The following is a 23,853-nucleotide window of genomic DNA, read 5'->3' as shown; positions in this document are numbered from 1 at the left end:
GGAATAAGGAGTCGTCGGGGAAGGGTGCGCTAGGGCTGGCAGCTGCACAGCACCTCGCGGGTGGGGCCCTGCACCTTGTACTTGGGCAAGGACACCTCTTTCATGTATATCACGTCGAGCTGTTGCAAGGGCGGGTTGTTGGGGTTTTCGTGCCAGACGCGCAGCAGGTAGTTGCAGTAATACGCACGCATCCAGCTATTGTCGACGAAAAGGTAGTTTTCGGAGTACTTGCGCCACCGGTCGTTCTTGTGCAGGTCTACCACGGCATACGGCTTGGCGTACGTCACCGGTTGGCCTCCGCGGTTCAGGTCGAGTACGCGGCCGTCCTTGGTGCGGCCCTCCATGATGTACCAGCCGTCGTCCTTGAACACGGTGGGCGCAAACATGCCCCAGTGCTGATCGGTGCGAAACAGGTAGCCAAACCAGCGCAGCGGTTCGCGCATGGTGTAGTCGGGCTTCAGGATGCCGTCGAAATTCCACCAGACGGTGTAGGCCAGCACCACGTACAACACAGTGTCGCGCAGGGCGGGCAGCAGCCGAAAGTGACGATGGGTGCGCACATGTGGCTGCCAATCAGCTTGCACCTGTACCTGCCAGGGCAGCTGCCAGGGCGGCAGGCGTTGCCGCCAATTGCCCAGGTAACCCGCGCAGCGCTGCACCGGCGGACCTAACTTCCGCTCCAGCCAGTTCATGGCCGGCGTCGGCAGCAGGCCCATCACCGAGGCAAAGCTGATGAGGAAGAACAGCCCCACAAACAGCGTCAGGCTGATGCCCAGGTGAAAGCCCCAGATAGTGACGACGAATACGACGCGCCAGAACGGCGTGGCCACCGGGATAATCAGCAGCACCGGCAGCAGCAGCTCCATGTACCAGGTGAGGTGCGTCAGGGCCTTCATCAAATCGTAGTGCGGGTACAGCAGCCGGCCGCCGGGCATCAGTACCTGATCGAGGCTGAGGGCGTAGTAGAGCGCCGTGCCCTCGGAGCGCCACTCCGGGCCGCTTTTCAGAAAGGCTGTGCACACGTATACCAAGGCAATCTGCACCACGTAGGCCACCGTAGCAGCACTGAAGTAGCTGTAGTGTTCGGGCGAGGGCCGTCCCTGCGCGTCCTTCGACCACACGCGGCCCCAGGGTAGAAATATCCCCCAGAACAGCAGCATGCGCAGCAAATCGTCACCGCCCTGCGCAATCATGGGGTTGCGGTTTTGCAGCGATACGAGCAGCACCCACGATAGCACCGTCATCAGCCGGGTGCGCCAGCCCAGCAGCAGACCTACGGCCACGGCCGCCGCCGTCAGGAACAGCAGGGCCTGCACCTGCCAGAGCCCGCTCATGGTGTGTAGCGAAAACTCGTAGGGATTCCAGGCGCGCTCGAAGAGCACGTACAGCGGCAGCACGCCCAGGTTGGTGTAGTGCGCCTCCAGATCGGTGCTTCGAATGCCCAGATCGAGCAGCAGCACCGCGGCCACGGCCATGCGCATCAGCGCCAGGGCCCGCACATCTACCACGAAGGGGCGGCGCAGCACGGCCAGCCAGCGCGGCAGCGCCGCGGGCTGCGACGAAGGAGGGAGGGGCGAGGGCGGAGGCGCAGAAAGGGCAACCTCCGCGTCGGGAAGTTGCCCTTGCGCCCGGTCTAGCAATTCGGCCGAGGTCTGCAAAGTGAGTAAGAATTAGCGCGTGGTGGTACCGCGAGTCGTGCTGCTGGTGGTGGAGCCGGAAGTAGAGCTACCCCGCGTGCTCGTGCCCCGGGTGGTAGAGCCCGACGTGGTGCCGCGGGTAGTGCTGCCGCTCGTGGTGCTCCGCGAGCCGCTGGTGGTGCTACTGGTAGTCGAGCCAGAAGTACTGCCGCTGGTCGTACCCGAGGTAGTGCCACTGGTGGTACCCGTGGTGCTACCCATCGTTGTACCGGAAGTGGTACCGCTGGTAGTGCCCATCGTAGTCGAGCCGGTCGTGCCCATAGTCGTCGAGCCCGATGTGGTACCTGTCGTGGTCGTGCCGGTGGTTGTACCCATAGTGGTAGTACCGCTGGTGCTCATCGTAGTGGAGCCCGAAGTCGACATGGAAGTGGTCGAGCCCGTGGTGGTCATATCCGTGCCGCCCATGGTTGTTGTGCCCGAAGTAGTACCGGAGGTGGTGCCAGCAGTAGTGCCGGTGGTGGTGCCCGAAGTGGTAGCGGGTGTCATCGAGCCGCTACCGCTGTTGTAGTCTGAGGAAGTAGTGCCCGTGGTGGTCGAGCCGGCCGAAGTGGCGCCGGAGGTGGCTTCACGGTTGCAGGCCACCAGCGCCAGCAAGGAGCTCAGCACGGCTGCCGAAAGCAGCGTTAGGGGGGAAGCAGCAGACTTTTTCATAGCAGTTTAGGTGAGAGGGTTGGTAAGACAAGAGCGGGTGGAGTTGAGCTGCAGCGCCGCGGCCAAAGTCACTGCGCAGGCAGCCCGCAAAGGCTTACGACAAATCGGCAGAAAGGTGATGGTTGAGCTAGCGAGCCAGTGGACCGAAAAGAAAAAAAGGACAGCCACAGCGTGACGTCCTTTTTCTCCCTCCTCTTTCCAAAAAGTAGTTGCAGTAAAAGCAGATAAGCTAACTGGTTAAGTAGTGCTGCCGCTGGTGGTCGAGCCGCCGCCGGTTACGCCGCCCGAGCCCGTATTCATCCCGCTGCCCGTGGAGGCACCGGTAGTGGCTTCATTGGTAGTGGCCCCGGAGCCCGTCGAGCCGCCAGTAGTGCCGCCCGTGCTGCCCACGCCGCCCCCGCTGGTGGTGCTGGAGGCGCCGCTGCCGCTTTGCTCCATGCCCGTCGAGGCCGGATCGGTAGTGTTCATGTCAGTTGAAGTGCCGGCTTCCGTGCCGGAAGCATCGGCGCCCGTGCCCGAGCCAGCGTTGGAATTGCTGTCGTTGCCGCAGGCACCCAGGGCTAGCAGCGCGCTGAATGCGCCCGACATGCAGATCATGCGTGTACGGTTCATATCGTGGTGGTGTCGTTTGATTATTAGTGCGTTGCGGCGCGCTGTTCAGGAGGCTTATACGCCGTTTTATGAGGCCTAGATGAATTTTAACTGGAATTTTTTGTGCACGCTTTTTGCAAACTTTAAGGCCTCAAATACGCTCACTGTCGGTGTGCATAGCGTAAGCGGCCTCAACCAAACCGCGCCGCAGCGGTTGCGTATTGCTCACCCGGGCCGCTCTGGTTCTCGCGCTGCTATGCTTCCCAATTCCTCCGTGATTCTCTTCGACGGCGTCTGCAACCTCTGCCACGGGCTGGTGCAGTTCGTTATCAGCCGCGACCCACAAGGCCGGTTCCAGTTCGCTTCCCTGCAGTCGGCCGCCGGGCAGCGGCTTATGCCCGCCGGCATCAACCCCGACCCCAACGACCCCGATTCCGTGGTGCTCATCGAAAACGGGCGGGCTTACACCCATTCCACGGCCGTGCTGCGCATTCTGCGGCACCTAGGCGGGGGCTGGCCTCTGTTGGCAGCTGGCCTAGTGCTGCCCCGCGTCCTGCGCGACGCCGCGTACCGCTTCGTGGCCCGCAACCGTTACCGCTGGTTTGGGAAGCAAGATGAATGCTGGCTGCCCACCCCCGAGCTCAAAGCCCGCTTCCTGGCGGTCTAACCCGCCAAACGCGCCGCTGCCGCCGCGCCCCGAGCTTGATCAGTAGGTTCGGGGCGCGGCGGCAGCGGCGCGTTTGGGCTAAGCAGGAACTGGCTTTAGGCAGCCGTTGCAGCAGCAGGCGCATCGGTGTCGCCCTGGGAAGGCAGCAAGCCCCGCATAGTTTGCACCAGTGAGGTAGCTTCTTTGCCGAAGAACTGCTGGTCGAATTCTTCCAGCGCCCAGGCGGCCCGCACCACGGTTTTCAGGCCAGCGGGCGTCAGGATCAGGCTGCGGGCCCGGGCGTCCTGCTCATTGGCTGGGCGCTGCAGAAAGCCTTTTTCCTCCAGGGCCCGCACAATTTTGCTCGTGGTCATTTTGTCGTAGTGGGCGTGCTGAGCCACGGCCGCCTGCGTGACGGGCTGCGGCTGCTGACCGAGCCGCTGCACGGTAGCCAGCAGCAGAAACTGGCTGGGCGACAGATTCATCGGCTCCAGTACTTGCGCCAGGCTACGTTGCCAATGCGCCGTAGCCTGGGCGAGCAGGAAGCCCGGATTGGCATCCGGACCTTCGAAGGTGAATAGTGGATCGAGTGGAAGCGCCATGGGAATTTCAGTAGGTTTCGGCGCCAAGAAGATTTGGCGTTCGGGCTTTGTTGTAAACGTTTCTCCTGTAAACAGGTTTACCGTAACCTCGTTTACTACCAGCTAAAACCGCTTGGGCCAGCTGCACTGGCCTTTTTACTCTCTTATGAAAGCTCTTGTTCTCGACGGCATCGGCCAGCCCGTGCAACTGCGCGAAGTGCCTACGCCCCAGCCCCAGCCGGGCGAAGTACTGGTACGCTTGGAAGCCGCCGCCCTCAACCACCGCGACGTCTGGATTCAGAAGGGCCAGTACGCCGGGCTGCGCTTCCCCATTATCCTTGGCTCCGATGGGGCCGGCACCGTGGCCGAACTAGGGGAGGGTACAGACGAGACTTTGCGCGGGCAGGCCGTCATCATCAACCCCGGCCATAATTGGGGCGACAACCCGAAGGCGCAAAGCCGCGAGTTCAAAATCCTGGGCTTGCCGCAGGACGGCACTTTCGCCGAGTACGTGAGCGTGCCCGCCCGCTACGCGCACCCGCGCCCGGCGCACCTGTCGGCAGAGCAGGCGGCAGCGCTGCCCTTAGGCGGTGCTACGGCTTACCGCGCGCTGTTTACGCGGGGCCGGCTGCAGGCGGGCGAGCGGGTGCTTATCACCGGCATCGGTGGCGGCGTAGCCCTGTTGGCGCTGCAACTGGCCGTAGCCCGCGGTGCCGAAGTCTGGGTAACTTCCGGCTCCGCCGACAAAATCGAACGTGCGCAGGCTCTAGGCGCGCGCGGTGGCATCAACTACCGGCAGGAAAACTGGGGTAAAGAGCTGGTAAAGCAGGCCGGCGGACAATTCGACCTCATCGTGGATAGCGCCGCCGGGCCGGGCGTAGCGCAGCTGGTGGAAGCTGCCGCGCCGGGCGGCCGCGTGGTATTCTACGGTGGCACTATCGGCACCATGACCAACGTGCCGCCGCGCCATATTTTCTGGAAGCAGCTGGATCTGCTGGGCTCCACCATGGGCACCGAGGAGGATTTTGCCGGCCTGCTGGCCCTGATCGAAGAAGCCCGCATCGTGCCCGTAATCGATGCCGTATTCGCGCTGGCCGAGGGCGAAGAAGCCCTGCGCCGCATGGCCGAGGGGCAGCAGTTCGGCAAGCTGGTGCTGTCGATAAAATAGTTTGTAACGTACTGTGATTCAGGGCTAAAATTTGCTGGTTAAAAGCGTCTGTTTGGAATGCGACAGGCAGGTTTTGTGTTTTGATACTGACGCTGAACAACAGACTTTTAGCCCATATGAAGACATCTGCTGAATACCTCAATGTGCCGGTTTTTCACCTGACGTATCCCACGGGTGAAGAAGCTGAAATGGTGCCCGTGGTAACGTACGACGACGCCCTGCGCGCCGTGGAAACAGCCCTGGCCGACGCCGAGAAGTACCGCTACCTGCTTATGCGCGCCCTGCGCCGTAGCCAAGAACCCGAGCAGGTAGAAGCCCTGCCCGCAGTGGTTGCCGAAGCCCAGGTACGCCCGCTCTATTCCGAATCTGACTTGGCGGCCTAATTCCGCGCTACCTGAATGTATCAAGCGGCCCTGCGGGGCCGCTTTTTTTGTGCCCTATCGGTGTTTCTGACCTATTCTGAGATGCGTCTCGTCACCCGATTCCTGCCAAACGGTAATTGACGCTGCAGCTCGCTAAAGCCGAGCCCCTACGAAGCCGCGCTGACCAGCAGCAGCATTACGATACAAACCGAAGCGCGCTGGGCAATTGCCCATTGGAGCTGGTGAAGCGCTGAGCCAGCGTAGCCGCCAGGTCGGCAGCTTGGCGCCGCAGCTCAGGTACGGCCGTCGACTCGAACCACAGCGGACGCAGCGCTGAGCCCAGCGTGTACAGGCACTCTGAAGCCTGCCCGTCTTGGTTCAGCAATGCTCCTGCCGCATTGGTCCTGATGCCGAGGCGCAGTGCGTCGGGCACCAGCAGGCCGCCATTGCGAAGGCTTGTCACCAGCGGGTCGTTGATGTGCTGATAATCCATGAGTGGCCCAGTACAGAGCACCACGTGGTCGGCCACCAGCCAGGAGTGCTGGGTGCGGTGGCGTAGCTCCACGGCCAGTTGCTCTCCGCGCGGCTCAATCTGCTGCACGCAGCCGTGGTGCACCTGTAGCTGGCCCGAGTCCAGTAGCTCCGTCAGAATAGCAGCGTTGGCGGGCGGGTTGCGGTGCCGTAGCGTCGACCAACGGGTGGCCAAGTGCCGCAGAAAGCGTTGTTGCTCCTCGCGGGGCCACGCCGCCCATATCCGGCCAAAATCCGGCCGCGGCGCGTCCAGCACGGCCCGCCAGTCAAAGCCCTCCGTTACGCCCAAGGCTACTTGGCGGCGCACGGCCCGTAGTACTTCGGTTACGGTGCGCAGGCCGGCCAGCTTATCGGCGTAATAGTTGGGGTAGGGCACCACGGGCTTGGAAGCGTGGGGCGCGGGCCAGTGGCCGTGCCGCGACACCGCCAGTATCGGCGCGCGGTGCCGTTGCTTGTGCAGAGCCACCAGCGTATCGAGGGCCGTGAGCCCGGTGCCTACCAGCAATACCGATTCGTCGGGCCTGATGCTGCTTAGCGCTTCCGGCGCCCACGGGTTGGCGTGGAAGTGTGGGTGCTGCCGGTAGCTGTCGGCGGGCTGCACGGGCATAGGCGGCGGAAAATTGCCCAGCGCCAGCACCACCGTATCAGCTGCTACGCGGCGTCCGTCGGCCAGAATTACGTGCAGGGCGCAGCCGTGCGCGGCGGGCTCAGCGGCCACGGCGCGCGTGTTCAGCCACTGCACCCGCACGCCGTTGGCTGCCGGCTGGGCCAACGTGTCTTCCACGAGGCTGCTCAGGTAGCGGCCGTAGGTTTGGCGCGGGCAGAAGCCATTGGGGCAGTTGTCGATGCCGTGCTGCTGCAACCAGTCCACAAAGTGGTCCGGCTCGTCGGGAAAGGCGCTCATGCCCCCGCTACGCACGTTCAGCAGCCACTCCGGGCGGTTGTTGCTGTAAGCGGTGCCGGGCCCCAGGTGCGGGCGCGTTTCCACCAGCAGCACGTCGAGCGGCCACGGCCCACCCGGGAGCCGCGTCAGCTGCACGGCCAGCATACTGCCGGCCACGCCGCCCCCGATAATGACAATGGTACGCCGCTGCATGGTAAGCTCGTTGCGGCCCAAGAACACCTCGGGCCTTAGCGCCGAAAAAAGAGAAAATTTCGGACAATGCTCACCGCGGGGCGGGCGCCGGCTGCTTCCGGGGTCCGGGCTACAGATACGCGCCGGGCAGCAAAAAGTCGCGTACGTACTCGCTGATGCCGTCTTCCAGGCGCGTAAACGGCCGGGCGTAGCCGATGCTGCGCAGCTTCTGCATCTCGGCCTGCGTGAAGTACTGGTACGTGTCGCGGATGTCCTCCGGCGTATCCTTAAACTTGATATCCGCCGTCTTATCCAGCGCCGCGAAGGTGTTCAGGGCCAGGTCGAGGAAAGTGCGGGCCTCGCCGGTACCCAGGTTATAGATGCCGGAGTTGCGGCGGTGGTGCATCAGAAACACGCACACGTCCGTCAGGTCGCGCACGTAGATGAAGTCGCGCATCTGCTCGCCGTCGGCGTACTTGGGGTTGTGCGAGCGAAATAGCTCCATCGAGCCCGTGCGCTGCACCTGCTGGAAGGTGTGGAATATCACCGAAGCCATGCGGCCCTTGTGGTACTCATTGGGGCCGTACACGTTGAAAAACTTCAGCCCGGCCCAGAAAAACGGTTTCTCCGGCTGCTGCACGGCCCAGTTGTCGAAGTCGTTCTTCGAGTCGCCGTAGGGGTTCAGGGGGCGCAGCAGCGGCAGCAGGGCTTCGTCGTCGGAGTAGCCGAGGGTGCCGGAGCCGTAGGTGGCGGCCGAGGAGGCGTACACCAGCGGGAGCTGGTAGCGCACACAGGCCTGCCACATCTGCTTCGAGTAATTCAGGTTCAGTAGGTCGAACACGGCCTTGTCCTGCTCGGCCGTGTCGGTGCGCGCGCCAAGGTGGAAGATGAATTCCACGGCTTCGTGATGCTTGTCGAGCCAGTCGACAAACTCGTTGCGGTCGACAAACTCGCGCAGGTGCTTGCCTTGCAGGTTGGGCATCTTCTTCTCGGCCGAGAAGTTGTCCACCGCCACCACGTCGTTGAAGCCATCGGCATTGAGCCGGCTCACTAGGCAGCTGCCGATGAAGCCCGCTGCACCCGTCACGATAATCATAAGCTCAGAGTTGTTTTCTGTGGTGCGAAGTACGCAGTTTCTCGCCGCACGGGCGTACTCGGGCTCCACGGGTGTGCCTTAGGCCGTGGGTGACGTGGCGTAATGCCTTTGCTGTCAGCCTTTGGGCGCACACGTTCAGGGCTGATTTAGGTACAGCTATGTACTTATACTTAAGTCGATATATTGTTTTAATACAATTTTAATGATGAAAATGCCGGCCAGAGCCAAATCCTCATCGTACCTATGAGTGCTGCCGCTCCTCGCTTATCATGTAAGCTTCTAGCGGTGCCGTGCATCAGCGCGTTTACCTGCAAACAGACCAAAAATGCTAATTGAAGCTAAGGTTCCCTTCCGCTACATCTTCCGCCAGATCCGGCGCGACGTGGCCCGGGTAGTGTTATTCTCCCTGATTTTCGTGGTGCTCAAAACCTACGTTGCGGACTACATGCCACCAGTGCCGGTGCAATTGCCCACTATCATGGGCAGCTTCATTTCGCTGCTGCTGGCCTTCAACCTGAACCAGTCGTACGACCGGTGGTGGGAGGCGCGCAAGGTCTGGGGCGCCATCGTCAACGATTCCCGTACCTGGGTGCTGCAGCTGCGGCAGTTTGCTGATAGTCAGCCGGTCGGAGGGGAAAGCGAAGCCCAGCCGGTGCGGCGCATGGGCCTACGGCAGATTGCTTGGTGCTACAGCCTTGCCCGGAGCCTGCGCGGGCAGGATGGCCTGGCCGACCTGGACACGTTTATCAGCCCTGAGGAACAGCAGGCGCTGGAAGCGCAGCGTAACCGGCCGCTGGGGCTGCTGGCCCAGCATGCCGACGACCTACGCCGCCTGCGCCAGGCCGGTGCCATCAATGCCTACCAGCAAGTGCAGCTCGACAACACCTTGGTGCGCCTCTGCGAGTCGATGGGGCAGGCCGAGCGCATCAAAAGCACGGTATTTCCGGTGATGTACCGCCTCTTTATTCATATGTTCATCTACTTGTTCCTGATCATCCTCTCGTTCGCGCTGGTGGAGGAAGTCGGGCTGCTCGAAATTCCGGCCCTGACGGTGGTGGCATCGGCTTTTTTTCTGCTGGAGAAAACGGCCCGTTACCTGCAGGACCCTTTCAGCAACAAGCCTACCGATACGCCGGTGTCGGCCATTTCGCGTACCATCGAAATCAACCTACGCCAGCTGCTGCACGAAGTGGAAGTGCCGCAGCCGCTGGCGCCGGAGAAATTCTACCTCATGTAAGAGACCGAAAAAAGCACGCAGCTGGAGCACGCTGCCTTCGTCGTCGGCCAGTGCCGACAGCTTCCAGGCCTGGGTTTGGGGCGGAAACAATCAGAGGGCAAACAAACGCGGCGGCTAATCTTGGCGCAAATTCTACGGCCGTGTTGCCCGCCCAGGACTACACCGGTGGGCAGTAGCCTTCTACCTTTGCCGGCCATGTTTACAAGACGATTGTTTCCGTTGCTGTTCGGCACGCTGCTGACCGCCTGCTCGCCGTCTACCGACTCCGGCCGTACGGCTCCGGCCGCCCCGGCGTCCCAGCCCCGCACCGTCCGCGACGACCTCGGCCGCTCACTGACGATTCCCACCCGCCCCCAGCGTATCATGGGCCTGGCCGCTTCCATGACGGAAATGCTCTACGCCGTGGCCGATACCTCGACCATCGTTGGCCGCACTCAGGTTTGCGACTATCCGGCCGCGGCGCTGCACAAGCCCGTCGTGAACAGCTACCCGCTTGATTTTGAAACGCTCGTCGGCCTGCACCCCGACGTGGTCTTCACCGTGGAAGGCATTACCAGCCCGGCCGATGCGGCCCGCCTGCAGCAGTTGGGCATCCCCGTGTACTACCAGCGCTACCGCAAGGTGCAGGACGTATTTCGCGGCCTGAACGACTTGGGCCGGCTGCTCGGCCGCGAGACGCAGGCCCGGCAACTCACCGATTCACTGGCGCGCGAGCTGGCCACCATCACGGCCGATTCCGTCGGACCTCGCCCCCGGGCACTGGCCATCATTTCTACCGACCCTATCTACGCCTTCGGCCACAATACCGTCTTCACCGATAAAATGCGACTGGCGGGCGGGCAGAACGCGCTGACGGAAGAGTTTCCCCAGCCTTACCCGGCTCTGACACGCGAGTACGTACTGAAGCTGAACCCCGACGTTATCATCGGCGGCCGATTCGGCAAAATGGACAGTACGTTCTTCCGCATGTACCCTGAGCTGCGCCGCATTGCCGCCTACCGCATGCGCCGTATCTACCCCGTCACCGGCGACCTGATGGACCGCCCCAGCCCGCGCATAGTCGAATCGGTGCGCGAGCTGTACCGCCTGCTGCACCCTGCCTCATGAGCCACCGCGCGCCGCTGCTGTTCTTGGTGTTGGCTCTCGTGGCGGCCGCGCTGCTGCTCGTGGGCTTGCGCGTAGGCAGCGTGTCCGGCGCCGATTATGCTACCTTCTGGCAAGCCCTGCAGCACTACGATGCCAATAACCCCGCGCATGTGGTGCTGGTGGAGCTGCGCCTGCCGCGCCTGTTGCTGGCTCTGCTGGCCGGCGGCGGCTTGGCCCTGAGCGGCTACCTCATGCAGGCCATGGTCAACAACCCGCTGGCCGACCCGTACCTGCTGAGCACGGCCTCCGGCGCCTCGCTCGGTGCCTTGGTGATGAACATCTTACTGCCCACGGCCAGCGCCGTCACGCCGTGGGTAGTGCCATTGGGGTGTTTAGCCGGTGCCGTAGGCGCTACGCTGCTGGTAATAGGCCTGGGCACCCGGCGCGGCCGTCTGATACCGGCGCAGCTGCTGCTGGCCGGAGTGGCGTTGTCGTCTTTGCTCAATGCCTTCGGCGGGCTCATCACCTTCCGGGCCCAAACGGATTCGCAGCTGCGGGCCGCTATTTCCTGGGGCCTCGGCAGCCTGGAACGGGCCGGCTGGCCCTTGCTGGGGGGGCCGGCCGTGGCAGTATTGCTGGGCATGGTAGCCGCCTGGCTGCTGCGCCGCCACCTCAACGTGCTGCTGCTAGGGGAGGAGCGGGCCGCTGCCCTTGGCCTCGATGTAGGCCGGACCCGCTGGCTGCTGCTGCTGGCGTCGTCGGGCATTACCGCCGGCGTGGTGGCTTTGTGCGGGCCGTTGGGCTTCGTCGGGCTCATTGTACCGCATGCCACGCGCGGACTGCTGGGCGTCACCGGCCGGCTGAACGTAGCCTTCTGTACGCTGCTCGGCGGCACCTTCCTGCTCGGCTGCGACTTGCTGGCCCGCCTGCTGAATCCGCCCGCGGGCTTACCGGTTGGCTTGGTCACGGCCCTGTTCGGCGTACCGTTCTTCGTATATTTGCTGCGGAAAAAAGGGGCTTAAGGACGGTGTTCCGATTGGCGCGGCACGACGCCAGCGTCGCGGCAGCGTTCCTAAGCCCCTAATTGCCTCTTTGCTCATGATTTACCTCAGCCGTCAGGAACACTTCAACGCCGCTCACAAGCTCTACAATCCTACGTGGAGCGAGGAACGCAACAAGGAAGTGTTCGGGCCCTGCGCCAACGCCAACTGGCATGGCCACAACTACGACCTCATCGTCACCGTCAAAGGCCAACCCGAGCCCGAGACCGGCTTCGTGATGGACCTGAAAGCCCTCAGCGTGCTCATTCGTGAGCATATCATCCAGCACGTCGACCACAAAAACCTCAACCTCGACGTACCGTTCATGGCGGGCAAGCTCGCCAGCACCGAAAACCTGGCGTTGGCCTTCTGGGAAATTCTGGAGCGGGAATTGCCCCGTATCACCAGCACGGCCAAGCTGCACTGCATCAAGATTTACGAAACGCCACGCAACTTCGTCGAGTACTACGGCGAGTAGATGGGTAAATTGTTAAATGGCCAAGTGGCTGTCATTCAGTGTTTGAACTGGCAGATATCAACCATTCAACAATTCAACAATTTGACAATTTAACCCTTGAAATACTACATCATTGCCGGCGAACGGTCCGGCGACTTCCACGCCGCCCGCCTGATGCGCGCCCTCAAGCAGCGCGATTCCCAAGCCGACTTTCGGTGCTGGGGCGGCGACATGATGGAAGAAGCCGGCGGTACCATGGTGCACCGCTACCAGGAAATGGCCATCATGGGCTTTCTGGAAGCGGCCACCAGCATCTTCAAGTTTCGGCGCTTCCTCAAGGAGTGTGAACAGGACCTGCTGGCCACCAAACCCGACGTCCTGATCCTGGTTGACTACGCGGGCTTTAATCTGCGCGTAGCCAAGTTTGCCAAGGCGCACGGCATCAAGGTGTTCTATTACATTTCGCCCAAAATCTGGGCCTGGAACCAGGGCCGCGTCCACAAGATCAAGGCCTTGGTCGACAAGATGTTCGTCATCCTGCCCTTTGAGCGGGAATTCTATCAGCGTTTCGGCTACGACGTGGACTACATCGGCAACCCCACCGCCGATGCCGTGCACGAGCACACCCTGGCCGACGACTTCCACCAGCGCAACGGCTTCGACCCCGAACGGCCCATCATTGCCGTGTTGCCCGGCTCGCGCAAGCAGGAAATCGAGGAAATGCTCTTCGAGATGCTGCGTATTCTGCCGCCCTTCCTCGATTACCAGTTCGTGGTGGCCGGCGTCTCCAACCTCGACCCCGCCTACTACCGTCACTTCGAGCGCATCAACGTGCGCATCGTTACGGATCAGACCTACGACCTGCTGCGCCACGCTAAGGCGGCCGTGGTCACCAGCGGCACCGCTACGCTGGAAACGGCCCTATTCGATGTGCCCCAGGTGGTTTGCTACCGCACCAGCGCCGTGTCGTACCAGTTGGCCAAGAGCTTCATCAAGGTCAAGTACATTTCGCTGGTCAACCTCATTGCCGACCGCGAGGTGGTGAAAGAGCTGATCCAGGGTGACTTCACTGCCCGTAACCTCGTCACCGAGCTGCACAAGGTGCTCGACGACGAGAAATACATTGCCGAAGTAAAAGCTGGCTACGCCGAAATCCGCGAGAAGCTGGGCCGTACTAATGCGGCAGATAAGGCGGCGGAGTTAATGGTCGGGTATCTGACGGCCTGAGCTTAATTTTTTAAAAACTAACGAAGAAAGCCCCGGTAGAAATTTCTACCGGGGCTTTTTGAGTCTGGTGGGAAGTGGAGGACTCGAACCTCCGCTCTCTATCCTGAATTCAGATTACTTCTTCTATGCTTTCAATGCCCTGTTAGCACGGAGCCGGAACCGTTCTTCCCACGAGAGCTACTCCACCTACTACACTTATGAACGCTGTCATCATGACCGTCAAATTTTGGTCTATTATCATTTTTACAAATGAGAAGAGGTCCAGAACTCCGGCTACGGACATTGCAAAGTCAATAGTTAAAGTAACCTTTAAACTCAGGTCTTTTGCTCGGAAGAGCTATATCAGTCCTTACGCCGCCCGCAGCTGCTTCAGCGGCGACTTCTCGAACTTCTCGTGGGCGTAGTCCAGATCGATGATCAACTCCGTGGTGTCCGTCACCGAGGGCATGTCGAACATGGCGTCGGTCATAATGCTTTCACAGATGCTACGCAGGCCGCGGGCGCCGAGGCGGTACTCGTCGGCCTTTTCCACGATGTAGTCCAGGGCCTCGTCGGTGAAGCTCAGGCTGATGCCTTCCATCTCGAACAGGCGGTTGTATTGCTTCAGGATGGAGTTCTTGGGCTCCGTCAGGATCATGCGTAACGTGGCCTTGTCCAGCGGGTTCAGGTGCGTAAGCACCGGCAGGCGGCCGATCAGCTCGGGGATGAGGCCGAACTGCTTCAGGTCCTGGGCCGTGATGTAGCGTAGGAAGTTGTTGGTGTCCACCTTCTCGTCCAGCAGCGTCTTGGCGAAGCCCAGCGGCTTGGTGTTCAGGCGGCTCTTGATGATGCGCTCAATGCCCACGAAGGCGCCGCCGCAGATGAACAGGATGTTCTCCGTGTTCACCGTAATCATCTTCTGCTCGGGGTGCTTGCGGCCGCCGTGGGGCGGTACATTCACCGTGGTGCCTTCCAGCAGCTTCAACATGGCCTGCTGCACACCCTCACCGCTCACGTCGCGGGTAATGCTGGGGTTGTCGCTCTTGCGGGCAATCTTGTCCACCTCGTCGATGTACACAATGCCGCGCTCGGCTGCTTCCACGTTGTAGTCGGCAGCCTGCAGCAGACGCGTCAGGATGCTTTCCACGTCCTCGCCCACGTAGCCGGCTTCGGTCAGCACCGTCGCGTCGGCGATGCAGAAGGGTACCTGCAGCACCGAGGCTAGCATTTTCGCGAGGAAAGTCTTGCCCGTGCCGGTTTCGCCCACCATGATGATGTTTGATTTCTCAATCGTCACGTCATCCTTGCCGGCGGGCTTCTGCATCAGACGTTTGTAGTGGTTGTACACCGCCACCGACAGCACCTTCTTCGCTTCATCCTGGCCTACCACGTACTGATCGAGGTATTCCTTCATGTCGCGGGGCTTCACGAGGTTAAACTTCGGCGTCTTCGAGTTCGAACGAATCTTGTTCTCTTCGTTCAAAATCTGCTGCGCCTGCCCGACACACCGCTCACAAATGTGCGCGTTGATGCCGGAAATCATGATGGAAACCTCGCGCTTGCTTTTGCCGCAAAACGAGCAGGTGATATCTGCCATTGTCGAAGGAAAGTCGAAAAACTAACTGTATTAGCCTTACCAAGGCCGATACAGTCTCAAAGGTACGAATTCGCAAACGCCCTGCGCATCGTTAAAAGTGCCGATGCGTCGAGCTTCTACAAAAAGAACAACCGTCTCACCCTGAAGTTACCATTCAGAATGAGACGGTTGCATGTGCGGCCGTCTGCCGCTAAAACTTTGTTGCCGAACGGCCTGAATTACTGGCTGAGCGAATCAGCAGCAAAAACCAGAGCAACTAAAAAAGAACGTCATTCCAAGCTTGTTGAGGAATCTTGCGCGCTAACTTCTGAGAGTAAAATTACTTTCAGACGAAGCGGTAAAGATGCTTCGCGGGGTTCAGCATGACGTTCTAATTATTTCAGCGTCGCCGCGGAGTTACTTTTCCAGCTTGTGGCGCTCCAGCACTTCGTCGATGATGCCGTATTCCTTGGCTTCGTCGGCGCGCATCCAGTAGTCGCGGTCGGAGTTGTCGTGCACTTCCTGGTAGGTCTTGCCAGTATGCTTGGCCAAGATGTCGTACAACTCCTTCTTCAGCTTGAGGATTTCGCGAGCGGTAATCTCAATATCCGACGACTGACCTTGCACGCCGCCCGAGGGCTGGTGAATCATCACGCGGGCGTGGGGCAGGGCCGAGCGCTTGTCCTTGGCGCCACCGGCCAGCAGCACGGCGCCCATGGAGGCGGCCAAGCCGGTGCAGATGGTGGCGACGTCCGGACCCACGTATTGCATGGTGTCGTAGATGCCGAGGCCGGCGTACACCGAGCCACCGGGCGAGTTGATGTAGAGCAGAATGTCCTTTTTGGCATCAGCCGACTCCAGGAAGAGCAGCTGGGCCGTGATGATGTTGGCAATGTAATCGTCAACCGGCGTGCCCAGGAACACGATACGGTCCATGATCAGGCGGGAGAATACGTCGATTTCGGCGAAGCGCGTGGGGCGTTCCTCGATAACCGAGCGCGTCATGTTCGTGACGAAATGGCTGCTTTGCCCTTCGATGTGGTGCAGATACTGATCGACACCCAAGCCGCTCAGGCCTTGGCCCTTAACGGCGAATTTGCGGAATTCCTGTTTGTTCAGCATTGACTGAAAAGGTAGGAGAGATGGTTGGTACGGCTGATACCGGCCGATAGCCGGGGAGTCAAGGGTACGAAAAAAGCCCTTACTCCGACGAAGTAAGGGCTTTTTTTTAGCGGGAATCAACCCCAGCGCAGATTTACGCTTGCGGGTTGCTCCGGAAGTCCTCGGCCGTCATCGGCTGGTCCTTCACAACAATCTGACCACGCAGGTTCTCGAGCACTTTTTCTGCCAGAATGGCTTCGTACTCCTGTACGTAGTTCTTGCCGTTCTCCTGACGCAGGTAGTTGTCGGCGAAGCCGCGCACCGATTCGCGCAGCTCTTCGCCTACTTCCGGCATGTTGAACTGAGCCAGAATCTTGTCCATGGTGCGGTCGAGGATTTCCTCGTTCGACACTTTCAGACCCTGCTCTTCCACCACTTTATTGCGGATCAACGACCACTTCAGTTCCTTCTCGTAGTCGCTGTAGTGCTCTTCTACCTGCTCAACCGTCAGCTTGCCCTGGTTGGCAGCTACCAGCCATTTCTTGAAGAACTCCTTGGGCAGGTTGATTTCCGTCTCGTTAACGATTTTCTCGATCAGGCGACGGTTCAGCACGTTGTCGGCTTCGCGGTCGTAGTTCTGCTGAATCGTCTCGTTGATCTTGGCGTCGAACTCCTCGCGGGTGGTCACAGCGTCTTTGCCGAACACCTTGTCGAACAGCTCCTGGTTGTACTCAGCGTGCTGCGAACGGTGAATCTGCTCTACTTCGAAGGTGTACTCGCCTTCCACGCCGGCAGCCAGTTCTTTCGACAGGCCCGAGAAGTTGGCAATAGCCGACACGTCGCCGCCGAAAGCGTCCTTCAGGTCGAAGGTCACCACGTCACCGGCTTTCACGCCGATAAACTTGTCGGTGCTGTTCTTCAGCTTGTTGGTTGGCAGCAGCACTTTCTGCGAAAACTCGGTGGTTTCCTGCTTCAGCTGACCCGAGATGTAGTCACCGGACTCCGAGGTTTCGGGGTTGGTGTTTTCGCCGAACTGGCGGCCGATCTGCTCGTAAGTCTCCTCCAGCGTGTTCTGGTCCAGCTCCACTTTCGGGCGCTCTACTTCGAACGAGTCGCCGGTGGGCAGCGAGAAGTCGGGAATCAGGCCCAGCTCAAACTGGAATTCGTAGTCCTTCTGGTTGTCGAAGTCTACGTTGGCGGGCACCGGCAGCGGGTCGCCGATGAGACGCAGGTTGTTCTCTTTGATATAAGCGTCTACCGACGAGTTCAGCAGGCGGTTGATTTCGTCGACCAGCACGCCCTTGCCGTACATCTTGCGCACCAGCCCAACCGGCACTTTGCCCGGCCGGAAGCCTTTGATCTGCGCCTTTTTGCTGACGTCTTTGATCTGCTTTTCTACTGCTTCCGAGTAGTCAGCTTCCGTGAGGCGCACGGTCAGCAGGGCGCCCTGCTGTTCGTCTTTTTTGTCGAGGGTGATGTCCAAAACGAGTCGGAAATTAAAAGTAAGCGGGCCGGTCGGACCCAGTTAGATAAAAAGGCAACAAGCCCCCAACGCACCGGGGCCGGGGTGTTGAGGGCCTGCATCGAGGCTGCTGCCGAAACAGCAGAGGAGTGGTGCGGATGGAGGGACTCGAACCCACACGCCTTGCGGCACCAGATCCTAAGTCTGGCACGTCTACCAATTTCGCCACATCCGCATTGCACGGCCGACTGCCGCGGGGCCGCAAAGCTAAACAAGTGCGCCGGAAAATCAAACCCTTGCGCCAAGTTGGCGGTTTGGCGCCGCCGTGGTTGGCATTAAAGCGTCATGCTGAGCTTGTCGAAGCATCTCTACCGCTTCGTTGGGCTGAACGCTCAATCAGCGTTTAAAGTAATTATCTGTATAGCCAATTCGATACGCCGCAGGAAGCAATTGATTTAGACGTTGACAGAAGATGTAGAAACAGATGAGCTTGTATTTATAGATGTCAGTAACTGCAAGGTGAGGGCCTTTGTATATGGCGACATGGTATCCAAAGCCATGAAGAGGCGCGTTCTTTCCGTTGTATTCGCTTTTTATAGTCGATAAATAGCTCTGATCAAACGAAGACAAAAGCCAGTCGCGTTGTATCGAGCTGATCATCATCACAAAAGCTGTATCAGCAAATCCTTCTTCCAATAGGTGGGATACTTTAACCTTAATGGAATTCGAAGTAACAAGCCATTGAGCTTCTTCTGCGAAAGCGGATTCAACTACGCGCAGTTTTGTTACACGTTGAGGATGCTTCTGAGCGCGGCCGCTTTGGCATATGACCAGATATAAAATACTGGTCAAAACATATTTTAACATCGCTGCGCTTAGTGGATGAAAAGGTAGGTGTGAAACTAGGCAAAGATGATTCGGTAACGCCCAGCCCCATTTCACTGTTATATTAATGGGTACCGCCAGTCCCAACCATTCCTTCACCCAGCCGAACCGTTCATCCGAACAGTTCCGCCGATAGGGGATACCCCACCGGGCGCGGTTTTCGTACCTTCGTCGGCCGCCTTCCGCAAGCGGCCCGCAGTGCTTTTTCGCCAATGGCAACTCTCATAGATCCGGAGGTAGAGCGGCAGGAAATCCTGCGCCACTACCGCAAACTGCTCCGCACGGCCAAGCCCTACCTGAAGGGTGGCGACGCCAAGCTCATCAAAAAGGCCTTCAACACCTCCCTGGAGGCCCACAAGGATATGCGCCGCAAGTCCGGCGAGCCGTACATCCTGCACCCGCTGGCCGTGGCGCAGATTGTGGTGGAGGAAATCGGCTTGGGCACCACCAGCATCGTGGCGGCCCTGCTGCACGACGTGGTGGAGGACACGCCCTGGGAAATTTCCGACGTAGAGCGCGAGTTCGGTACCAAGGTAGCCCGCATCGTCGACGGCCTGACCAAGATTTCGGGCGTGTTCGACTACGGCACCTCCGAGCAGGCCGAGAACTTCCGCAAGATGCTGCTCACGCTGTCGGAAGACGTGCGTGTTATCCTCATCAAAATCGCCGACCGCTTGCACAACATGCGGACGCTCGACTCGATGCCGCGGCACAAGCAGCTCAAAATCGCGTCGGAAACCATCTACCTCTACGCCCCGCTGGCCCACCGCCTCGGCCTCTACGCCATCAAGAGCGAGCTGGAGGACCTGCACCTGAAGTACACCGATACCGACACCTTCCGCGACCTGACGCAGAAGGTGCGCCAGAGCCGCGGTGCCCGCAACCGCTTTATCAAGGAGTTCGTGGCCCCGCTGGACGACGAGCTGAAAGCCCAGGGCTTCGACTTTGAAATCAAGGGCCGCCCCAAGAGCATCTACTCCATCCTGCGGAAGATGCGCAAGCAGAACATTCCCTTCGAGGAAGTCTACGACCTGTTTGCCATTCGCATCATTCTCGATGTGCCCCCGGAGCAGGAAAAAGCTGCCTGCTGGCGCGTCTACTCCATCGTTACCGACTTCTACCAACCCAACCCCGACCGCCTGCGCGACTGGGTGAGCACGCCCAAGGCTAACGGCTACGAGTCGCTGCACACCACCGTCATGTCCCAGACCGGCCAGTGGGTGGAAGTGCAGATCCGCTCCCGGCGCATGGACGACATTGCCGAGAAAGGTTACGCCGCGCACTGGAAATACAAGGATACCGGTGCCGTGCAGCCTGAATCCAGCCTGGAAGCGTGGATTAACAAAGTGCGCGAGATGCTCGAAACCAACAACTCCAGCGCCCTGGAGTTCATGGACGAGTTTCGCCAGAACCTCTTCGTCAAAGAAGTCTACGTCTTCACCCCGAAAGGCAAGCTGGTCATCCTGCCCGACGGCGCCACCGCCCTGGATTTCGCCTTCGAAATCCACACCCATATCGGCCTGCAGTGCCTCGGCGCCAAAGTCAACCAGAAGCTGGAGCCGCTGAGCTACCGCCTGCGCAACGGCGACCAGGTCGAAATCCTGACTTCGCAGAAGCAGCGCCCGACGGAGGAGTGGCTGAGCTACGTGACGACGTCGAAAGCCCGGACCCGCATCAAGGACTACCTGCGCGACGACAAGCGCGCCAAAGCCGAGGACGGCAAATTCCTGCTCGAAAAGCGCTTGGAATTGATAGGAGTGGAGCCCAGCCAGGACAACCTGAACCGCCTGCTGGCTCACTTCAACGTGCACAACCTGCAAGAATTCTATTACCGCTTGGCCATCGGCCAGGTTGACGGCCGCGAAATCAAGGAAAGCTTATTCGACCCGGCTGTTCCACTGCCCCGCACGCCCTCGATGCTGGAGCCGAAGGCCTTCGATCAGGAAGTGCAGAAGCTGCGCGGCGTGCGCCCGGATATGCTGGTCATCGGCCAGACCACCGACCACATCCGCTACACCATTGCCACCTGCTGCAACCCCATCCCCGGCGACGACGTGTTCGGCTTCGAAACCGACCAGGGCATCGTCATCCACCGCACGTCTTGCCCGAAAGCCACCACGCTGATGTCCAGCTTTGGCAACCGCATCGTGCGTGCCAAGTGGACCGAGCAACTGGAGCTGGCTTTCCTAGCTGGCATCCGCATCAAGGGCTCCGACCGCGTCGGCCTCGTTAACGACGTCACCAAAATCATCTCGAACAGCCTCAAAGTGAACATGCGCTCCATCACCATCGACTCCGACGACGGCATGTTCGAAGGCCAGATCATGGTGTTCGTCAACGACACGGCCCACCTCGAAAAGCTCATTCAGCGCCTCAGCCGCGTGCGCGGTGTGCTGTCCGTCGAACGGTTTGGCTCCTGAGCCGGTTAACGGTTGGTCCTTTCAGCATGTCCGAGTACATAGCTGGTACACCTTAGTATATATAGCAGCACAAAATGCTCGATGTTGAGAAGTACGAGGAGGTAAAGAAGATTTTCACTGCCTACCTCGAAAGCAAGGGCCTGCGCAAGACCTCTGAACGGTACGCTATTCTGGAGGAAATCTACTCGCGCACCGGTCACTTCGACGTAGAAGAGCTCTACGCCGGCATGAAAGCCCGTGGCGTGCAAGTAAGCCGCGCCACGGTCTATAATACCCTGGATTTGCTCGTCGAGCATCACCTCGTCAGCAAGCACCAGTTCGGCCGCAACCTCGCCCAGTACGAGAAGTCCTACGGCTACCGCCAGCACGACCACGTCATCTGCACCGAGTGCCACAAAGTCGTAGAGTTCTGCGACCCGCGCATCCACGGCATCCAAACCATGGTAGGGGAGTTATTGAACTTCCATATCTTGCACCACTCTCTGAATCTTTACGGCATTTGCGGCGACTGCCGCGCCAAAGCCGCTCGTACGAACACTGAATGAGAACCGACGCCAACCTGCAAGACGGCATCCTCTCGGTGCGCCTCTCCGGCGACCTGATTGGCAGCCCCGATTCCCAACAACTTCTCCAGACCGTTGACCAGCACCTCGGCGACGAAGCCGTAAAGCTCTGCTCCGTCGACCTTTCCAACGTCCGCTACGTCAACAGCTCCGGCATTGGCGTCCTGGTGTCGCTGCTGACCAAGTTCCGCAGCCGCGGCGGCGAGCTAGTGCTGATCAACCCCGCCGAGCACCCGCGCAAGATGCTGGCGCTAACCAAACTCACCTCCATCTTCACCATTGCCGACGACGAAGCAGCTGCCTCTAGCCTGCTCAAAAACGCCAACTAAATGCCCGTAGACGTACTCGTTGGCCTCCAGTGGGGCGACGAAGGAAAAGGTAAAATCGTGGATGTGCTTGCACCCACGTACGACGTAGTAGCTCGTTTTCAAGGCGGCCCCAACGCCGGCCACACCCTCACCTTCAACGGCACCAAGCACGTCCTGCACCAGGTGCCATCGGGTATCTTCCACCCGCACATTATTAATGTAGTCGGTAACGGCGTTGTTCTCGACCCGGTCGTCTTCCGCGAAGAGCTGCGCAAGCTCACCGCCCGCGGCGTCGATGGCACCGCCAACCTCTACATCTCCAAAAAAGCCCAGCTCATCCTCCCATCGCACCGCGCGCTCGACCGGATCTGGGAAGAAGCCCGCGGCGGCGGCAAAATCGGCTCTACCTTAAAAGGAATCGGCCCCACCTATCAGGACAAAATCGGCCGCACTGGCCTCCGCGTCGGCGACATCCTGCACCCCAACTTCAAAGAGCGGTACGACGAAGCAGTAGCCCGTCACCGCCAGTTGGCCAACTTCCACCAGCGCGAGCTGGAAATTGAAGAAGCCGAACCCATCTTCTTCGAAGCCGTCGAAGAACTCCGCCAGCTCCGCCTCACCGATACCGAGTACCTCCTCAACGACCTGTTGGCCCAGGGCAAACGCATCCTGGCCGAAGGCGCCCAAGGCTCCCTGCTCGACATCGACTTCGGAACCTACCCCTTCGTCACCTCCTCCAGTACCGTAGTAGCCGGCGCCTGCACCGGCCTAGGCATTGCCCCGAAGCACATTGATAAGGTGTACGGCATCAGCAAAGCCTACTGCACCCGCGTCGGCAGCGGCCCCTTCCCCACGGAGCTCCACGACGAAGTAGGGGAGAAGATCCGCCAAGCCGGCCGTGAGTTCGGCTCCACCACCGGCCGTCCCCGCCGCTGCGGTTGGATAGACCTGCCGGCCCTGCGCTACGCCATCATGCTGAACGGCGTCAGCGAAATCCACCTCATGAAAGCCGACGTGCTTTCCGACTTCGACGAAATCCAGGTCTGCACCCACTATAAGCGCCCCGACGGCAGCACCACCGAGCACTTGCTCGACCTCGCCGAGCTGCAGGAACTCACTCCCGAGTACACTGCGCTGCCCGGCTGGCAAACCAGCCTCGACAATATCTCGGACCCTGCTGCCCTACCCAACCAGCTGACCGCCTACGTGCAGTACCTTGAGCAGCAGCTCCAAGTCCCCGTCAGCATCGTCAGCGTCGGCCCCGACCGAACTAGTACGATTCACCTAAACTAGCCGCTAAGCGAAAATAATTGCAAAGGCCCGCTTGACATTGCACAAGCGGGCCTTACCTTTGTCATCCCAGTTCGGCAAAAGGCCAGCTGAAACCTCAAATGAGGAAGTCTTGAAAAGTTTTTCAGTCAAGTTCTTGACTACTGCGAAACGAGTTTGCTATCTTTGCACCCCGTTTCAGCAGGAGGCGGCAAGGCCCGCAGACAGTGAAAAAAGCTGCTGCGGAACTTGACACGACAGCTTGAAGGTTCTGATCTTTGTCCTTCGTTTCGCTGCTAAACGGACGCGGGAGGAAAGCCAGCGAGAAAAAAAGAGCGGCGCGGAACTTGCAAAGACGGCAACGAGTTTGCTACCTTTGCAGCCCGGTTCGAAGAGCGAGCCGACCAGAACTTGACAGGCGGGACGACGAAAAAAAGTTGCCCCGGGGTTTGCAGACGAAGAAAAAGCTTTGTAGCTTTGCAACCCGAAACGAAAATACCGAAGCGAATCGCGCTTCGGCACGGACTTCAACCGGAAGTCATACGTTCTTTGAGAGAGTGTTGAAAACGACAAGGTAGTAGCCGCCCAGGCGCTGAGAAGCGCGGCAAGCGGTGAAGCAAGCGAAACGAACAAACCAATCCTGTCAGCCCGCCGTTCTTCGGAACGGCAACGGCAAAAGATTGCTAGGACAATCGCTGCCTACGGGCAGCAAACAAACTTTTACAATGGAGAGTTTGATCCTGGCTCAGGATGAACGCTAGCGGCAGGCCTAATACATGCAAGTCGAACGGGCGGTAGCAATACCGCTAGTGGCGCACGGGTGCGTAACGCGTAGGCAATCTGCC

General features: G+C 59.9%; 23 protein-coding genes, 2 tRNA genes and 1 rRNA gene. 14 read left to right on the top strand and 12 right to left on the bottom strand.

What is annotated here, in order from left to right:
- Positions 1–29: 29 nt before the first annotated feature.
- Positions 30–1,658, bottom strand: coding sequence for an HTTM domain-containing protein (locus B0919_RS06510; protein ID WP_254846500.1), 1,629 nt, complete (start codon positions 1,656–1,658; stop codon positions 30–32).
- A gap of 19 nt (positions 1,659–1,677) precedes the next feature.
- On the opposite strand from B0919_RS06510, the gene B0919_RS25140 reads away from it, so the two are divergent.
- Positions 1,678–2,205: a hypothetical protein gene (locus B0919_RS25140; protein WP_176132891.1), complete on the top strand. Its 528-nt coding sequence runs from the start codon at positions 1,678–1,680 to the stop codon at positions 2,203–2,205.
- A 380-nt stretch (positions 2,206–2,585) separates the two neighbouring features.
- On the opposite strand, the gene B0919_RS06500 is transcribed toward B0919_RS25140, so the two are convergent.
- The gene (locus B0919_RS06500; protein WP_139361958.1) at positions 2,586–2,960 is read right to left on the bottom strand and encodes a hypothetical protein; all 375 of its coding nucleotides are present in this window, start codon (positions 2,958–2,960) and stop codon (positions 2,586–2,588) included.
- A gap of 235 nt (positions 2,961–3,195) precedes the next feature.
- On the opposite strand from B0919_RS06500, the gene B0919_RS06495 reads away from it, so the two are divergent.
- Positions 3,196–3,606, top strand: a complete 411-nt coding sequence (locus tag B0919_RS06495) for a thiol-disulfide oxidoreductase DCC family protein (RefSeq protein WP_078011429.1) — start codon at positions 3,196–3,198, stop codon at positions 3,604–3,606.
- 95 nt (positions 3,607–3,701) lie between these two features.
- Here the strand turns inward: B0919_RS06495 and B0919_RS06490 are convergent, their stop codons facing one another.
- Positions 3,702–4,187 (bottom strand): MarR family winged helix-turn-helix transcriptional regulator, encoded by a 486-nt coding sequence (locus tag B0919_RS06490; protein ID WP_078011428.1) that lies wholly within the window; start codon positions 4,185–4,187, stop codon positions 3,702–3,704.
- Positions 4,188–4,332: 145 nt separating this feature from the next.
- Here B0919_RS06490 and B0919_RS06485 point away from each other — a divergent pair, with 145 nt between their 5' ends.
- A complete protein-coding gene (locus B0919_RS06485; protein ID WP_078011427.1) occupies positions 4,333–5,334 on the top strand; it encodes a zinc-binding dehydrogenase in 1,002 nt (333 codons plus the stop codon).
- 116 nt (positions 5,335–5,450) lie between these two features.
- Positions 5,451–5,717 (top strand): hypothetical protein, encoded by a 267-nt coding sequence (locus B0919_RS06480; RefSeq protein WP_139361957.1) that lies wholly within the window; start codon positions 5,451–5,453, stop codon positions 5,715–5,717.
- Positions 5,718–5,892: 175 nt separating this feature from the next.
- Here the strand turns inward: B0919_RS06480 and B0919_RS06475 are convergent, their stop codons facing one another.
- Together B0919_RS06475 and rfaD are read right to left on the bottom strand one after the other, a co-directional pair.
- On the bottom strand, positions 5,893–7,323 hold the full coding sequence (locus tag B0919_RS06475) for an FAD/NAD(P)-binding protein (RefSeq protein ID WP_139361956.1): 1,431 nt from the start codon (positions 7,321–7,323) through the stop codon (positions 5,893–5,895).
- Between the two features lie 109 nt (positions 7,324–7,432).
- Positions 7,433–8,398, bottom strand: coding sequence for an ADP-glyceromanno-heptose 6-epimerase (rfaD, locus tag B0919_RS06470; protein ID WP_078011424.1), 966 nt, complete (start codon positions 8,396–8,398; stop codon positions 7,433–7,435).
- 325 nt (positions 8,399–8,723) lie between these two features.
- On the opposite strand from rfaD, the gene B0919_RS06465 reads away from it, so the two are divergent.
- The 5 genes from B0919_RS06465 to lpxB all read left to right on the top strand — a co-directional run bounded on the left by B0919_RS06465 (position 8,724) and on the right by lpxB (position 13,445).
- Positions 8,724–9,635 (top strand): bestrophin family protein, encoded by a 912-nt coding sequence (locus B0919_RS06465; RefSeq protein ID WP_078011423.1) that lies wholly within the window; start codon positions 8,724–8,726, stop codon positions 9,633–9,635.
- 195 nt (positions 9,636–9,830) lie between these two features.
- The gene (locus B0919_RS06460; protein WP_078011422.1) at positions 9,831–10,742 is read left to right on the top strand and encodes an ABC transporter substrate-binding protein; all 912 of its coding nucleotides are present in this window, start codon (positions 9,831–9,833) and stop codon (positions 10,740–10,742) included.
- Complete coding sequence (locus tag B0919_RS06455) at positions 10,739–11,743, top strand: FecCD family ABC transporter permease (protein WP_078011421.1); 1,005 nt, start codon at positions 10,739–10,741, stop codon at positions 11,741–11,743. Before B0919_RS06460 ends, B0919_RS06455 begins: the two co-directional genes overlap by 4 nt.
- A 76-nt stretch (positions 11,744–11,819) precedes the next feature.
- Entirely contained in the window at positions 11,820–12,239 is a 420-nt protein-coding gene (locus B0919_RS06450; RefSeq protein ID WP_078011420.1) for a 6-pyruvoyl trahydropterin synthase family protein, read from the top strand.
- A 96-nt stretch (positions 12,240–12,335) separates the two neighbouring features.
- A complete protein-coding gene (lpxB, locus tag B0919_RS06445; protein ID WP_078011419.1) occupies positions 12,336–13,445 on the top strand; it encodes a lipid-A-disaccharide synthase in 1,110 nt (369 codons plus the stop codon).
- A gap of 65 nt (positions 13,446–13,510) precedes the next feature.
- Here lpxB and B0919_RS25135 read toward each other — a convergent pair.
- The 6 genes from B0919_RS25135 to B0919_RS24625 all read right to left on the bottom strand — a co-directional run bounded on the left by B0919_RS25135 (position 13,511) and on the right by B0919_RS24625 (position 18,661).
- Positions 13,511–13,615: transfer RNA gene (locus B0919_RS25135), tRNA-Ser, on the bottom strand.
- Between the two features lie 179 nt (positions 13,616–13,794).
- The gene (gene clpX, locus B0919_RS06440) at positions 13,795–15,021 is read right to left on the bottom strand and encodes an ATP-dependent Clp protease ATP-binding subunit ClpX (protein ID WP_078011418.1); all 1,227 of its coding nucleotides are present in this window, start codon (positions 15,019–15,021) and stop codon (positions 13,795–13,797) included.
- Positions 15,022–15,417: 396 nt separating this feature from the next.
- Positions 15,418–16,122, bottom strand: coding sequence for an ATP-dependent Clp protease proteolytic subunit (locus B0919_RS06435; RefSeq protein ID WP_078011417.1), 705 nt, complete (start codon positions 16,120–16,122; stop codon positions 15,418–15,420).
- Positions 16,123–16,255: 133 nt separating this feature from the next.
- On the bottom strand, positions 16,256–17,584 hold the full coding sequence (tig, locus tag B0919_RS06430; RefSeq protein WP_078011416.1) for a trigger factor: 1,329 nt from the start codon (positions 17,582–17,584) through the stop codon (positions 16,256–16,258).
- Between the two features lie 129 nt (positions 17,585–17,713).
- A tRNA-Leu gene (locus B0919_RS06425) sits at positions 17,714–17,798 on the bottom strand.
- A gap of 161 nt (positions 17,799–17,959) precedes the next feature.
- A complete protein-coding gene (locus B0919_RS24625) occupies positions 17,960–18,661 on the bottom strand; it encodes a hypothetical protein (RefSeq protein WP_139361955.1) in 702 nt (233 codons plus the stop codon).
- Between B0919_RS24625 and B0919_RS06420 the strand changes: the two genes are divergently transcribed.
- From B0919_RS06420 to B0919_RS06405, 4 genes are all read left to right on the top strand, one after another.
- The gene (locus B0919_RS06420) at positions 18,661–20,868 is read left to right on the top strand and encodes a RelA/SpoT family protein (protein ID WP_078011415.1); all 2,208 of its coding nucleotides are present in this window, start codon (positions 18,661–18,663) and stop codon (positions 20,866–20,868) included. The two genes, B0919_RS24625 and B0919_RS06420, sit on opposite strands and share 1 nt — an antisense overlap.
- 74 nt (positions 20,869–20,942) lie before the next feature.
- Positions 20,943–21,413 carry a Fur family transcriptional regulator gene (locus tag B0919_RS06415; protein ID WP_078011414.1) on the top strand — a complete coding sequence of 157 codons (471 nt, stop codon included), beginning with the start codon at positions 20,943–20,945 and terminating at the stop codon, positions 21,411–21,413.
- Positions 21,410–21,760 (top strand): STAS domain-containing protein, encoded by a 351-nt coding sequence (locus B0919_RS06410; RefSeq protein ID WP_078011413.1) that lies wholly within the window; start codon positions 21,410–21,412, stop codon positions 21,758–21,760. Before B0919_RS06415 ends, B0919_RS06410 begins: the two co-directional genes overlap by 4 nt.
- On the top strand, positions 21,761–23,032 hold the full coding sequence (locus B0919_RS06405; protein ID WP_078011412.1) for an adenylosuccinate synthase: 1,272 nt from the start codon (positions 21,761–21,763) through the stop codon (positions 23,030–23,032).
- A gap of 174 nt (positions 23,033–23,206) precedes the next feature.
- Here the strand turns inward: B0919_RS06405 and B0919_RS24620 are convergent, their stop codons facing one another.
- Positions 23,207–23,641: a hypothetical protein gene (locus B0919_RS24620; RefSeq protein ID WP_139361954.1), complete on the bottom strand. Its 435-nt coding sequence runs from the start codon at positions 23,639–23,641 to the stop codon at positions 23,207–23,209.
- Positions 23,642–23,730: 89 nt separating this feature from the next.
- Between B0919_RS24620 and B0919_RS06400 the strand changes: the two genes are divergently transcribed.
- A 16S ribosomal RNA gene (locus tag B0919_RS06400) occupies positions 23,731–23,853 on the top strand; the annotation flags it as partial.

Origin of the sequence: Hymenobacter sp. CRA2 (assembly GCF_002007105.1) — a bacterium.
Lineage (GTDB): Bacteria > Bacteroidota > Bacteroidia > Cytophagales > Hymenobacteraceae > Solirubrum.
Note: the sequence above shows the minus strand (reverse complement) of the source record. Positions and strands in the feature narration are given on the sequence as shown.